Source organism: Mesorhizobium sp. M0052 (assembly GCF_040323255.1).
Taxonomy (GTDB): Bacteria; Pseudomonadota; Alphaproteobacteria; order Rhizobiales; family Rhizobiaceae; genus Mesorhizobium.
On the sequence record NZ_JAMYUS010000004.1, the window covers coordinates 23,673 to 37,075 of the forward strand.

At 64.1% G+C, this 13,403-nt stretch carries 10 protein-coding genes; 6 read left to right on the forward strand and 4 right to left on the reverse strand.

Annotated features, from left to right (window positions below; genetic code table 11):
- Positions 1 to 4 precede the first annotated feature (4 nt).
- Positions 5 to 847: a glycosyltransferase family 25 protein gene (locus tag NKJ77_RS05980; RefSeq protein WP_023690024.1), complete on the reverse strand. Its 843-nt coding sequence runs from the start codon at positions 845 to 847 to the stop codon at positions 5 to 7.
- Positions 848 to 1,023: 176 nt separating this feature from the next.
- Between NKJ77_RS05980 and NKJ77_RS05985 the strand changes: the two genes are divergently transcribed.
- The 4 genes from NKJ77_RS05985 to NKJ77_RS06000 all read left to right on the forward strand — a co-directional run bounded on the left by NKJ77_RS05985 (position 1,024) and on the right by NKJ77_RS06000 (position 5,713).
- The gene (locus NKJ77_RS05985) at positions 1,024 to 3,537 is read left to right on the forward strand and encodes a heavy metal translocating P-type ATPase (protein WP_023831185.1); all 2,514 of its coding nucleotides are present in this window, start codon (positions 1,024 to 1,026) and stop codon (positions 3,535 to 3,537) included.
- Positions 3,538 to 3,580: 43 nt separating this feature from the next.
- Complete coding sequence (gene copM / locus NKJ77_RS05990; RefSeq protein WP_023685134.1) at positions 3,581 to 3,964, forward strand: CopM family metallochaperone; 384 nt, start codon at positions 3,581 to 3,583, stop codon at positions 3,962 to 3,964.
- A gap of 92 nt (positions 3,965 to 4,056) precedes the next feature.
- Positions 4,057 to 4,902 (forward strand): aldo/keto reductase, encoded by an 846-nt coding sequence (locus NKJ77_RS05995; RefSeq protein WP_023685133.1) that lies wholly within the window; start codon positions 4,057 to 4,059, stop codon positions 4,900 to 4,902.
- 52 nt (positions 4,903 to 4,954) lie between these two features.
- Positions 4,955 to 5,713 (forward strand): MBL fold metallo-hydrolase, encoded by a 759-nt coding sequence (locus tag NKJ77_RS06000; RefSeq protein WP_023685132.1) that lies wholly within the window; start codon positions 4,955 to 4,957, stop codon positions 5,711 to 5,713.
- Positions 5,714 to 5,717: 4 nt separating this feature from the next.
- Here the strand turns inward: NKJ77_RS06000 and NKJ77_RS06005 are convergent, their stop codons facing one another.
- From NKJ77_RS06005 to mutS, 3 genes are all read right to left on the reverse strand, one after another.
- Entirely contained in the window at positions 5,718 to 6,272 is a 555-nt protein-coding gene (locus tag NKJ77_RS06005; protein WP_023755661.1) for a TetR/AcrR family transcriptional regulator, read from the reverse strand.
- A gap of 66 nt (positions 6,273 to 6,338) precedes the next feature.
- Positions 6,339 to 6,803, reverse strand: coding sequence for a nuclear transport factor 2 family protein (locus NKJ77_RS06010; RefSeq protein ID WP_352534565.1), 465 nt, complete (start codon positions 6,801 to 6,803; stop codon positions 6,339 to 6,341).
- Positions 6,804 to 6,876: 73 nt separating this feature from the next.
- The gene (gene mutS / locus NKJ77_RS06015) at positions 6,877 to 9,606 is read right to left on the reverse strand and encodes a DNA mismatch repair protein MutS (protein ID WP_352534567.1); all 2,730 of its coding nucleotides are present in this window, start codon (positions 9,604 to 9,606) and stop codon (positions 6,877 to 6,879) included.
- A 165-nt stretch (positions 9,607 to 9,771) separates the two neighbouring features.
- On the opposite strand from mutS, the gene NKJ77_RS06020 reads away from it, so the two are divergent.
- Together NKJ77_RS06020 and NKJ77_RS06025 are read left to right on the forward strand one after the other, a co-directional pair.
- On the forward strand, positions 9,772 to 10,953 hold the full coding sequence (locus NKJ77_RS06020; RefSeq protein ID WP_032897583.1) for a glycosyltransferase family protein: 1,182 nt from the start codon (positions 9,772 to 9,774) through the stop codon (positions 10,951 to 10,953).
- 143 nt (positions 10,954 to 11,096) lie between these two features.
- Positions 11,097 to 13,376, forward strand: coding sequence for an NADP-dependent malic enzyme (locus NKJ77_RS06025; RefSeq protein ID WP_023745223.1), 2,280 nt, complete (start codon positions 11,097 to 11,099; stop codon positions 13,374 to 13,376).
- Positions 13,377 to 13,403 lie beyond the last annotated feature (27 nt).

Sequence of the window (13,403 nt, forward strand, 5' to 3'; positions counted from 1 at the left end):
GCGTCTATAGCGCGTTTTCACGGCGCTGTGTATGGGGCGGACGGACGCGTCGGCCGCGATACCAGAAAGGGATGATCATCTCGCGCCGGAGCCGGAAGAGATCGGCGATCTGCCGCGTCAACCGCCTGGTCTCGATCCTTACCTTGGCGGTGATTGGCCTGGGGCGCCGTTTACCTATCCCGCTTGCCACCCATTCCTCTGTTCGCTCCTGCTTGAGCAGGCTTGGCAATCTCACCGGACTGTCGCCGAGGAATTGTGCCTGCAGGCACAATGCTGGGACGAGTTGGTAAATGACCTTGTCGGACGAGGTAGCAAAACGCGGATTGAAGATGAGGTGATCGACGGGAATGCTGATCTCATTCGTTGCCGCAAGAAGGTCCCGCGCGGCCTGTCTGGACAGGATGTATCCCGCCGTACCGATATGGAGCCCGTGCAGTCTGCTCGCAGAAAAACCGTGGCCGCAGGCAACTTGCTTGCGTGAAATTACGGTCCGGTTGAAGAACGTTTCCAACTTGACGATGTCCGCATCGGCGGGAATCCAGCCCGCATCGGCAAGCAAAGCGCCGGCTTTGTCCGGGAAAACGACATCGTCCTCGAAAATCGCCGCGTAAGCATCCTCACCTGCAGCGATCGTCGACCAACACTGTTGGTGGCTGAGCAGGCAGGCAATCTCGGCGTCGGCCAGGCGCAAATGCTTCTTGCCCTGCGGCATTTCGGCCAGATCCGGCCGATCTCGCGCATCGATGGCGGCGACCCGCTCGAAGGCGATGCCGATGCGCGCGAACTCCGCCGTTACATGGGCGAGGCGATCGCGGGACCGATCGAGATTGATAATCAGGCATTTCATTTGGGTGGGATCGATGCAGTGGGACGCGCGTCCATAGCATGGGAACAAAGTTGCGTAAGCGATTTTCCCTCGATGTGCGCGATGACGGCCACGATCGAAAAGTGGAAATCGCCCCTTGACCTTCCAGTTACTGGAAGCACTACCTCCTCACCCAGACAGATATAAGGCACTTTTCGATGGCGCATTCCGAGCATCACCACCACGCGCACGCGGCCGATGGCAACTGCTGTACGGCAAAGGCTGCTGAGCCGGCCGCCGAAGCAGTGGTGCGCGATCCGGTCTGCGGCATGAGCGTCGATCCGGCAGCCGGTAAGCCGACGGCCGAGCATGGCGGCCGTCTCTTTCACTTCTGCAGCGAGGGTTGCCGTACGAAATTCGTCGCCGGGCCCGAAAAATACCTGACCGCCACCGACCCCGTCTGTGGCATGAGTGTCGACCGCGCTACCGCCAGGCATTTTTTCCGCCACGAAGGCCAGGGTTTCTATTTCTGCTCGGCCGGCTGCCGGGCGAAGTTCGAGGCCGAGCCGCAAAACTATCTCGGTGACAGGCCGACGCCGTCGCCAGTGCGGAAAGGCACGCAATACACCTGCCCGATGCATCCCGAAGTGATAAGAGACAAGCCCGGCTCCTGCCCGATCTGCGGCATGGCGCTTGAGCCGATGGGCGTTCCCACTGGCGATGAGGGCCCGAACCCCGAACTGGTAGACTTCACCAGACGGTTCTGGGTCAGCGCGGTGCTGTCCCTGCCGCTGCTGATCGTTGCCATGGCGCCGATGCTCGGCCTGACGTTCCAGGCGTTTGTCGACGGGCGAACGATGGTCTGGCTGGAATTGGCGCTGGCCAGCCCCGTCGTGCTGTGGGCGGCCTTCCCGTTCTTCCACCGAGGCTGGGAGTCGCTGGTCAACCGCAGCCCCAATATGTGGACGCTGATTTCGCTCGGTGTCGGCGCTGCCTATCTCTACAGCGTGGCGGCCACTCTGTTCCCGGACATTTTTCCACACCAGTTCCGCGGTCATGGCGGCACAGTGCCGGTCTATTTCGAGGCAGCCGCCGTCATCGTCGCGCTGGTATTCCTCGGTCAGGTGCTCGAATTGCGGGCGCGCGAAAAGACCGGCTCGGCCATCCGTGCGCTGCTCGACCTGGCGCCGAAGACGGCACGGCTGATCGGGGAGGACGGCTCCGACACCGACGTGCCGCTCGTTGCGGTCAAGGCCGGCGACCACCTACGCCTCCGTCCGGGCGACGCCGTGCCGGTCGACGGCACTGTAACGGAAGGCCGTTCCTCCATCGACGAATCGATGATCTCGGGCGAGCCGCTGCCGGTCGAAAAAACGAAAGGCGATGCCTTGACCGGCGGCACGCTCAACAAGAACGGTTCGCTGATCATGCGCGCCGAAAAGGTCGGCTCCGAAACGACGCTTTCGCGCATCGTCGAGCTGGTCGCAAAGGCGCAGCGTTCGCGCGCGCCGATTCAAGGTTTAGCCGATCGCGTCTCCTTCTACTTCGTGCCGGCCGTCGTGCTGGTCGCGCTCATGGCCTTTGCCGCCTGGGCGATCTTCGGTCCCGAACCCAGCTTGATCTTTGCCATCGTCTCGGCGGTCTCGGTGCTGATCATCGCCTGCCCCTGCGCGCTCGGCCTGGCGACGCCGATGTCGATCATGACTGCCACCGGGCGCGGGGCGCACGCGGGCGTGCTGATCAAGGACGCGGCCGCGCTCGAGCGCTTCGCTTCGGTCGACACGTTGATCGTCGACAAGACCGGCACCTTGACCGAAGGCAAGCCTCGCTTGACCGATGTCGTCGCTGCCGAAGGCCTGTCTGAGAATGAATTGCTGGCGCTCGCCGCCGGCCTGGAAAAAGGCTCGGAGCATCCGCTGGCCGAGGCCATTGTCGGCGGCGCCGGCGAACGCGGCCTGACGCTCGTTGAGGCCGGCGGCTTCGACGCCGTCACCGGCAAGGGCGTATCCGGCACGGTGTCTGGCAGGAAGGTTTCGCTCGGCAACGCCGCCATGATGGCCGATGTCGGCATCGACACCGCTTCCCTGTCGGCCAGGGCCGAGGCGCTGCAGGCAGAAGGCAAGACGGCGATGTTCGTTGCGGTGGACAAAAAACTGGCCGGCATTGTCGCGGTCGCCGATCCGGTCAAGGCAACGACAGCCGAGGCGATCAGGGCGCTGCACGACAGAGGCTTGCGGATCATCATGGCGACCGGCGACAATGAATGCACGGCGCGCGCCATCGCCAAAAGCCTTGGCATTGACGAGGTGCGCGCCGGCCTGCTGCCGGAACAAAAGGCAGCCCTTGTCGAGGAGTTGCGTGCGAAAGGTGCCGGCGTAGCCATGGCCGGCGACGGCGTCAACGATGCGCCGGCCCTGGCCAGCGCCGATGTCGGCATCGCCATGGGCACCGGCGCCGATGTCGCTGTCGAGAGCGCCGGCATTACGCTGGTCAAGGGCGATCTCAACGGCATCGTCAGGGCCCGAACGCTCGCCCAGGGGACGATCCGCAACATCCGCCAGAATCTGTTTTTCGCCTTCCTCTACAATGTGCTTGGCGTGCCGGTTGCCGCCGGCGTGCTCTATCCGCTCACCGGCACGCTTTTGTCGCCGATGCTGGCGGCGGCGGCCATGAGCCTGTCTTCGGTTTCGGTCATCGCCAACGCATTGCGGCTGCGGACGTTGAAACTCTGAGCAAAGCCCCCAGATACGAATATCAATCAACAGGAGATCATGGATGACCTTGGCTAAGAAGATCGTGCTTTTGATGATGGCGGCGGGAATGCTGCTTGCCGTTTTCCTCGAAAGCGTCCCGGCGCAATCCGAAGAGATGAAACACGACATGGGCGCGATGGGCGCGCAAGGTCCTTCGACCGACGGCTACAAGGCGGCGATGGACAAGATGCACACCGACATGATGATCGAATATTCCGGCAATGCCGATGTCGATTTCGTGCGCGGCATGATCCCGCATCATCGGGGCGCGATCGACATGGCCAAGGTGGAACTCGCCAATGGCAAGGATCCCGAAATCCGCAAGCTGGCCGAAGATGTCATCGCCGCGCAGGAAGCCGAGATCGCCAAGATGCAGGCCTGGCTCGCCGCCCATCCGGCGAAGTAAGGCAGCAACGGCCATGCCGGAGAGATTCATTCTGGATTTCTCTCCGTGCTTGTGATGCCATTCGCATCGATTACACGGCGCCAGGAGCCCACATGCCATCGACGATAAGAGCCACCACACTGCCTTCGGGCGAGGCCGTCCAGGTGCTGGGACAGGGCACATGGAAGATGGGCGAGGATTCCCGCCGCCGCGCCGGCGAGGTCAATGCCCTGAAGCTCGGGCTGGACCTCGGCATCACGTTGATCGACACCGCTGAAATGTATGCCAGCGGCGGCGCCGAGGAGGTGGTAGCGGAAGCCATTGCCGGGCGCCGCGACGAACTCTTTCTTGTCTCCAAGGTATTGCCGTCCAATGCCTCGCGCGCCGGCGTGGCGCGGGCCTGCGAAAACAGCTTGAAGCGCCTGCGCACCGACCGCATCGATCTCTATCTCCTGCACTGGCCGGGCAGTGTGCCTCTATCTGAAACCGTCGAGGCTTTCGAGGCGCTGAAGGAGGCCGGCAAGATACGCCACTGGGGTGTCAGCAATTTCGACACCGACGAAATGGAGGAGCTGACCGGCCTGTCGTCTGGCAATCATGTCCAGACCAACCAGGTGCTCTACAATCTGTCGCGGCGCGGCCCCGAATTCGATCTCGCACCGTGGAGCCGGCAGCGCGGCATCCCGCTGATGGCCTATTCGCCGGTCGAGCAGGGCGCGCTGGCGCGCAATTCCAGGCTGGAAACCATCGCCGCCCGCCACAACGCCACGGCAGCACAGATCGCGCTTGCCTGGGTGATGGCGCAGCCCGGTGTCATCGCCATCCCGAAGGCGAGCAGCCAGGAGCATGTCCGCCAGAATGTTGCCGCGCTCGACATCGAGCTGACGGCCGAAGACCTCGCCGAACTCGACCGCGCCTTTCCACCGCCGACGCGCAAGCGCGGGCTGGAGATGATCTAGATTGGAACGGGTTTCGACCGGGTATCATCATACGGCGTATAGAGTCGGAGCCATGACGGTCACGTCGCTGCGCGACGGTTACGTCGACATGCCAATCAGGCGGCTGCGCCAGCCCGGAGACCGGACATTCGGTGACAACCTGCCCTCGCATGTACCGCTCGTCGACGGTGCGCTCAGGCTGTCGGTCAACGCCTTCGCCATCGATGACGGCGACGACATCACGCTGATCGACACAGGGGCTTCGAACGCCTGGCACCCGACAATGGGGCACCTGCCCGAGGCGCTGCGCGAGGCGAAGATCGCCACCGACCGGATTCGGACTGTTGCTTTCACCCACACCCATCTCGACCATATACACGGGCTCATCCTTGCCGATGGTGGCGACGGCTTCCCGCAGCTCTCTCGCCTGCTTGTCCCGCGCGCTGAGCTCGGCATGTTTCGCGACGTGGCGAGGCTGGAATGCTTCCACGATCGCGCCCAGCCTCTCGATGCTGGACAGCGCGTCAGCGCTGACATCGATACGATCGGCTCCGCTGGCCATGAAGCCGGCCACACTTGCTTTCGCGTTGTGAGCGCAGGCGAAACACTGTTGATCTGGGGCGACATCGTACATGTGCCGTCGCTTCAATTCGCTCGACCCGAGATCACGTGGGAATTCGACGCAGACCAGCAGCAGGCGAGGGCAAGCCGGTTGCAAATGCTGGCGCTTGCGGCCAACAACGACTGCTACGTCGCCGGCGCGCATCTTGATTCGCCCGGCGTCGGCCGGGTTTTTCGAACCGAGACGGCTTTCCGCTTCGAGCCCTTGTAGCACTCTAGCCGAGCGCCGCCCGCGCCCGTCGCAACGCGCGCGAAAACACTGCGGTGTCGTCGAAGGCGCGCGCCAGCGTGAGCGCGCCCTGGATGGCGCCGACCGTTTCTTCGGCGAGTTCGTCCGCCCTGGCAGCGCTGTGCCCGCTTCGGGTCAGCGCTTCGGCAAGATGCGCCACCCAGCGGCCGAAATAGCTTTTGATCGCAATGGCGAAGAGGTCGCGGGATTCGTCCAGCGCGAAGGCGCCGATCAGGCACACCCGGCGTCCCGAGCGGAAATAGCTGTCGGTCGCTTCGAACATCCGATCGATACCCGTGCGAGGGTAGGCCCTGTCCTGCAACGGCACGAAGACATTCTCCTCGAACCAGCCATTTATATGGGCAATGACAGCCGCCGCCATCTCTTCCTTGCCGCCGGGGAAGAAGTGGTAAAGGCTGCCTTTGCCTAGGCCGGTCGCCGCACCGATCCGCGCCAGGCTCGCCCCTTCATAGCCGTGTTCGCGGAAAACCTCGCCGATGATGGAGAGCAAATCGGCGCGATCGGGCGCGATCCTGCGCATGCGCTAGTTTTTCCGCTTGAGCATGATCTTTGCCGAAAACCGCGACACAGCTCTAGGGATCATATTCTAAAATCCGAGTTCGGACAGGCCGGGATGGTCGTCCGGTCGGCGGCCGAGCGGCCAGTGATATTTGCGCTCACCCTCGGCGATCGGCAGGTCGTTGATGCTGGCGACGCGCCTACGCATCAGCCCGGCCGCGTCGAATTCCCAATTCTCATTGCCGTAGGAGCGGAACCAGTGGCCACTGTCGTCGCGCCATTCATAGGCAAAGCGCACCGCGATGCGGTTGTCGTTCCAGGTCCAGACCTCCTTGATCAGGCGGTAGTCGAGCTCGCGAGCCCATTTGCGCGTGAGGAAGGAGACGATCTCATTTCTGCCCGAGACGAACTCGGCGCGGTTGCGCCAGGTGCTGTCCCGCGTATAGGCGAGCGAAACCCGTTCGGGATCGCGGCTGTTCCAGGCGTCTTCGGCAAGCCGAGCCTTCTGCGCGGCGGTCTCGGCGGTGAAGGGCGGCAGCGGCGGACGGCTCATGTCATTCTCCCATCGGCAAAGGCGATGGCGAGCATTGTACCAATCGGTACAATTGGTCAAGGCCGAAATCGGGCTAGGTTTTCCCCGCCAGCCCCTTCAGCCGGTAGAGCGCTTCCAGCGCCTCGCGCGGCGTCATCTCGTCTGGATTGATCTCACCCAGCGCTGCGCCCAATGCGTCGCTCTCCGCAGGCTTTGCCGCTTCCCGCTTCATTGCCACCGAAAACAGCGGCAGATCGTCGACCAGTCGGTTCGCCTTGCCGGAGACATCGCCTTCCTCGAGCTGATGCAGCACCTCTTTGGCGCGGCCGACCACCGCTTCCGGCAGACCGGCAAGGCGAGCGACCTGAACGCCATAGGAGCGATCGGCGGCACCCTTGCCGACCTCGTGCAGGAAGACGACGTCGCCTTCCCACTCCTTGACCCGCATCGTGACATTGTGCAGTCGCGGCAGCTTGCCGGAGAGTGCCGTCATTTCGTGGAAATGAGTGGCGAAGATCGCCCGGCAGCGGTTCTTCTCGTGCAGATACTCGACCGCCGCCCAGGCGATCGACAGGCCATCGAAAGTGGCGGTGCCGCGGCCGATTTCGTCGAGGATCACCAGCGCCCGCTCACCGGCCTGGTTGAGGATCGCCGCCGTCTCGACCATCTCGACCATAAAGGTGGAGCGGCCACGCGCCAGATCGTCCGAGGCGCCGACCCGCGAGAACAACCGGTCGACGACGCCGATATGGGCCGATGTCGCCGGCACGAAGGAACCGGTTTGGGCGAGGATGGCGATCAGTGCGTTTTGCCGCAGGAAGGTCGACTTACCGCCCATATTCGGACCGGTGAGCAGCCAGATCGCGCCGGCCTTGGCCCCGTCTTGCGGCGACAGATCGCAATCATTGGCGACGAACGGCCCTTCGCCCGAGCGCCGCAGCGCCTGTTCCACCACCGGATGGCGTCCGCCCGAGATATCGAAGGCGAGGCTGGAATCGACCAGCGGCCGGCACCAGGCTTCACTCTCCGACAACAGCGCGAGCGCCGCCGACACGTCGAGTACGGCAAGCGCATCGGCGCCGGCGCGGATCTTCTGCGCCTCGGCGACCGCCTCTGTCGTCAGCGTGTCGAAAGCGGCAAGCTCGATGCTCAGCGCCCGGTCGGCGGCATTGGCGATTTTGGTCTCGAGTTCGGCAAGTTCGGTCGTGGTGAAACGCATGGCGTTGGCCATGGTCTGGCGGTGGATGAAGCGCGCCTTGGCGCCGTCGCTTCCGGTCATGATTGAATGGTGGTTGGCCGTCACCTCGATGTAATAGCCCAGCACATTGTTGTGGCGGATTTTCAGCGAGCGGATGCCGGTCTCCTCGATCAGCGAGCGCTCCAGTCCGGCGATCACCTTGCGCGATTCGTCGCGCAGCGCCCGCATTTCGTCGAGCTCGGCATGGTAGCCGCCGCGCACGAAGCCGCCGTCGCGCCTGAGCAGCGGCAGTTCCTCGCCAAGAGCCTGGGCCAGATGCTTGGCCAGCGCACGCGGCAGCGCCTTTATCGCGGCAAGTGCCGCTGTCAGCTCCGCGGGCAGGACGGCCGTTCCGAACAGTTCGGCAATGGTGGCCGCCGCTTCGAAGCCGGCACGCAGCGCGCCGAGATCGCGCGGGCCGCCGCGGTTGAGCGCCAGCCGCGACAGCGCCCGCGGCATGTCGGCGACGCTCTTCAGGCCTGACCGCACCGCCTGGCAAAGCTGCGTCTCCGCACGGAAGAACGACACAGAATCGAGCCTGGCGCCGATCGCCGCCGGGTCAGTTAGCGGCGCCATCAGCCGGTCGGCGAACAGCCTGGCGCCGCCGCCGGTGACCGTGCGGTCTATAGCCTTGAACAGCGAGCCGTCGCGGCTGCCCGACAGCGTGCGCAACAGTTCCAGATTGCCGCGTGTCGCAGGATCGATGAACAGCGTCGAGCCCTGCTCCTCGCGTTCGGGACGCGACAAAGGCGGCCGCTCGGCCTTCTGCGTCTTTTCGACATAGGCGATGGCGCCCGAGATCGCCGACAATTCGGCGCGCGAGAAGGCACCGAAACTGTCAGGCGTCGCCACTTCGAAGAAGCGCGCGATCCGCCCCGCTGCCGAAGCCGAATCGAAAAGCGACGGCGGCTGCGGGCTGGCGACGCGGCCGATGACGTCGAACACCGGCTTCAACTCGGGATCGTAAAACACCGGCTCGGCGACGATCAGCTCGCGCGGGTCGACGCGGAAGACATCGGCCAGCAGGCGGTCGGTCGTGGTTTCGGCGACGCGGAAGACGCCGGTCGAGATCTCGATCCAGGCCAGGGCGAAGGCGTCACCGCTGTTGCCGCCCTTCACCCGCCCTAGCGCCATCAGGAAGCTCGATTCCGACGGCGCCAGCAATTTATCCTCGGTGATGGTGCCTGGCGTCACCAGGCGCACCACGTCACGGCGTACGACCGATTTGCCGCCGCGCTTCCTGGCTTCCGCCGGGTCCTCGATCTGCTCGCAGACGGCAACGCGAAAACCTTGGCCGATCAGCTTTTGCAGATAGTCGTCGGCCGCATGCACCGGCACGCCGCACATCGGAATGTCGTTACCCTGGTGCTTGCCGCGCTTGGTCAGGACGATGCCCAGCGCCTTGCTCGCCTTTTCGGCGTCGTCGAAGAACAGCTCGTAAAAATCGCCCATGCGGTAGAACAGCAGAGAATCCGGGTTCGCCGCCTTGATCTCGATAAACTGCTCCATCATCGGCGTGACGCTGCCGACGGGCGCAGGCGGTGTCACCTCGGGGGCGTCGGTTTCTGCTGAAGTGTGCATGTTCATGCCCGCACGCTAGCAGATGTGGGTGCGGGGTTTAATGCCGGCGGCCCGAAAAGCAGGGGACGACCGGCCTCGACGGCGGCTTGTGCTCCCTCTACGCCGGGTGAAGCCGTTGGTTGCTTCGGGCGCCAACCAGACCCTATGATCGCCATGGCGGGGATAAGCGGCATGGATCAGGACAAACAGGAGGCGTTCGAAGAGCTGGTCGGTCCGGCTGGATCGGCGCTTGAGCGCCTGCTGCTGTTGGCGGCGCGGCGCGTCCACCGCACCAAAAGCAAGCTTAGGGGGACAGTGCGCAAGCGCGTCCCCTTCCTCCTGCCGAAACACGGACCGCTGTCCGATGTCGATGGCGGCATCGAGATGTCGCTGCATGTGCTCAGCCGCGACCCGCTGGTGCTCTATGTCCCGATTGGCGGAGCCCGTCCGCTCTATCCGCTGGCGGCCCTTGGCCGGCGCCTGGCGGGACGGCGCGTCACCTTCCTGACGATGCAGACCTGGACCATGGAGCGGCCGGCGGTCATCTCCCGGATGGGCCGCGACCTCGCCTGGTACGCCGGCCGCTTTCCGCTGCACGAGATCATCTTCCTGTGCAACACCGAGGAAGAGCGCCGTCTCGTCGCGGCTGCGGGCGGCAATGCCATCTTCTCCAACCACAATCTGATGGTATCGGAGGATATCTTCCGGCCGCTGCCGGACGTGCCGGTCGAATTCGACGCCGTCTACAATGGCCGCATCTCGCCGATCAAACGCCATCACCTGGCCTTCGACATAGAGCGGCTGGCCCACATCACCTATTCGATCGGCGAATTGCCGCCGGTTGCCGCCCGCGCCTTTGTCCGGCGACTGCAGGCGCAATCGCTGCTGCACCAGATCGCCAATCCGCTCGTCGACGGCTGGCCGGGCAAGCTGACGGCGCAACAGGTCAACCACGTCTACAACCAGGCCGCCGTCGGGCTGTGCCTGTCGGCCGTGGAAGGAGCGATGTACTCCTCGATGGAATATCTGATGGCCGGCCTTCCGATCGTCAGTACGCCGAGCCTTGGCGGTCGCGACGTCTATTTCGATCCGGATTATTGCATCGTCGCCGATCCGGAACCGGCTGCCATTCGCCGCGCCGTCGAGACGCTGCGAGATCGTGCCATACCGCGTCAGCACATCCGCCGCCGCACGCTGGAGAAGGTTCACGCCCAGCGCATCGAACTCATGGCGTTCCTGACTGCATTGCTGCGGCGCAAGGGAAGCCGTGCGCCACCCATCGAGACTTGGCCTTTCCCCGGCACAGACGGCATGATGCGTCGGGGAACGGTGCGCGAAATCGCTGCCTTCGTCAGCGAGCCAGAGCCGACGTGACGCCGTTCGACCTCGGGAGATTTCGCTGCGGGCGTGAAGATTGCTTGGCGGTTTACAGCGGTGGCGTGTAGCCTTGATTCAGAAGTTTCAAAAACACGCACCCGTCTCAAGGGTGCGGCACCGGCGAGGAAATCAAAAGCATCATGGCCAAGAAAACCGAAAACAGCGGCCCCTCCGTCAGCGCCGAGGAGGCGCTGGAATTCCACGCCATGGGCCGCCCCGGCAAGCTGGAGATCGTCGCCACCAAGCCGATGGCGACGCAGCGCGATCTGAGCCTCGCCTATTCGCCGGGTGTCGCGGTTCCTGTGCTGGCCATTGCCGAAGACCCCAGCCGCGCTTTCGACTACACGACGCGCGGCAACATGGTCGCCGTCATATCCAACGGCACCGCCATTCTCGGCCTCGGCAATCTCGGCGCGCTGGCCTCCAAGCCGGTTATGGAAGGCAAGGCGGTGCTGTTCAAGCGTTTCGCCGATGTCGACTCCATCGACCTCGAAGTCGACACCGAGGATGCCGACGAGTTCATCAATTGCGTGCGCTTTCTTGGGCCGTCTTTCGGCGGCATCAACCTGGAAGACATCAAGGCGCCGGAATGCTTCATCATCGAGCAGCGGCTGCGTGAATTGATGGACATCCCGGTCTTCCATGACGACCAGCACGGCACCGCCATCATCTCGGCCGCCGGGCTGATCAACGCGCTGGAGATCACCGGCCGCGACATGAAGACCACGAAAATGGTCTGCAACGGCGCCGGCGCCGCCGGTATCGCCTGCATCGAACTGATGAAGGCGATGGGCTTTGCCCCCGAGAACATCATCCTGTGCGACACCAAGGGCGTCGTCTACCAGGGCCGCACCGAAGGCATGAACCAGTGGAAGTCGGCGCATGCGGTCAAGACCGACACGCGCAGCCTGGCCGAGGCGCTGGACGGCGCCGACGTCTTCCTCGGCCTGTCGGCCAAGGGCGCATTGACCACCAGGATGGTGCAGTCGATGGCCAAGAACCCGATCATCTTCGCCATGGCCAATCCCGACCCGGAGATCACGCCGGAGGAAGTGGCCGAAATCCGCACCGACGCCATCATGGCCACCGGGCGTTCCGACTACCCCAACCAGGTCAACAATGTGCTGGGCTTCCCCTACATCTTCCGCGGTGCGCTGGATGTCAGGGCCACCACCATCAATGACCACATGAAGATCGCCGCAGCGAGAGCGCTGGCCGACCTGGCGCGCAAGGACGTGCCCGACGATGTCGCCGCCGCCTATCAGGGCAACCGGCCGAAATTCGGCCCGAACTACATCATCCCGGTGCCGTTCGATCCGCGCCTGATCTCGGCCATCCCGCTCGCGGTGGCCAAGGCGGCGATGGAGTCAGGCGTCGCCCGCAAGCCTATCCTCGACCTCGACCGCTACGCGCAGGAGCTGTCGGCCCGCCGCGACCCGATCGCCTCGACCTTGCAGCGCATCTACGATCGCGTCCGCCGCCAGCCCAAGCGCATCGTCTTTGCCGAGGGCGAGGAAGAACAGGTGATGCGCGCCGCCGTCTCCTATGTGAACCAGAAGCTCGGCACCGCGATCCTGCTCGGCCGCGACGATGTCATCAAGGAAAACGCCAGGCACGCCGGCATCGACCTCAACAAGCAAGGCATCGAGATCATCAATGCCAGGCTGTCGCGCCGCAACGGCATCTATACCGATTATCTCTACGAGCGCATGCAGCGCAAAGGCTTCCTGTTCCGCGACTGCCAGCGCCTGATCAACAACGACCGCAACCACTTCGCCGCCTGCATGGTGGCGCTGGGCGATGCCGACGGCATCGTCACCGGCGTGACCCGAAACTATTCGACGGCGCTCGATGACATCCGCCGCATCATCGACGCCAAGCCCGGCCACCGCGTCATCGGCGTCTCCATCGTGCTCGCGCGGGGCAAAACAGTCCTCGTCGCCGATACCGCCGTGCACGACATGCCCAATGCCGAACAGATCGCCGACATCGCCGAAGAGGCGGCGGGATTTGCCCGCCGCATGGGCTACGAGCCGAGGCTCGCCATGCTTGCCTATTCGACCTTCGGCCACCCGCAGGGCGAACGCTCCGAGCGGGTGCAGGAAGCGGTGCGTATCCTCGACAAGCGCCGCGTCGATTTCGAATATGACGGCGAGATGGCCGCCGACGTTGCGTTGAACGCCCGTGCCATGGCGCAGTATCCGTTCATCCGGCTGACCGGCCCGGCCAACGTGCTGATCATGCCGGCGTTCCACTCGGCCTCGATCTCGACCAAGATGCTGCAGGAACTCGGCGGCTCCACCGTCATCGGCCCGCTGCTGGTCGGCTTGAACAAACCGGTCCAGATCGTCTCGCTCAACGCCAAGGATTCGGACATCGTCAACATGGCTGCGATCGCGGCCTATAGCGCGGGAGCCTGATTGGCGGCAAAATCGCCAACGCATAAG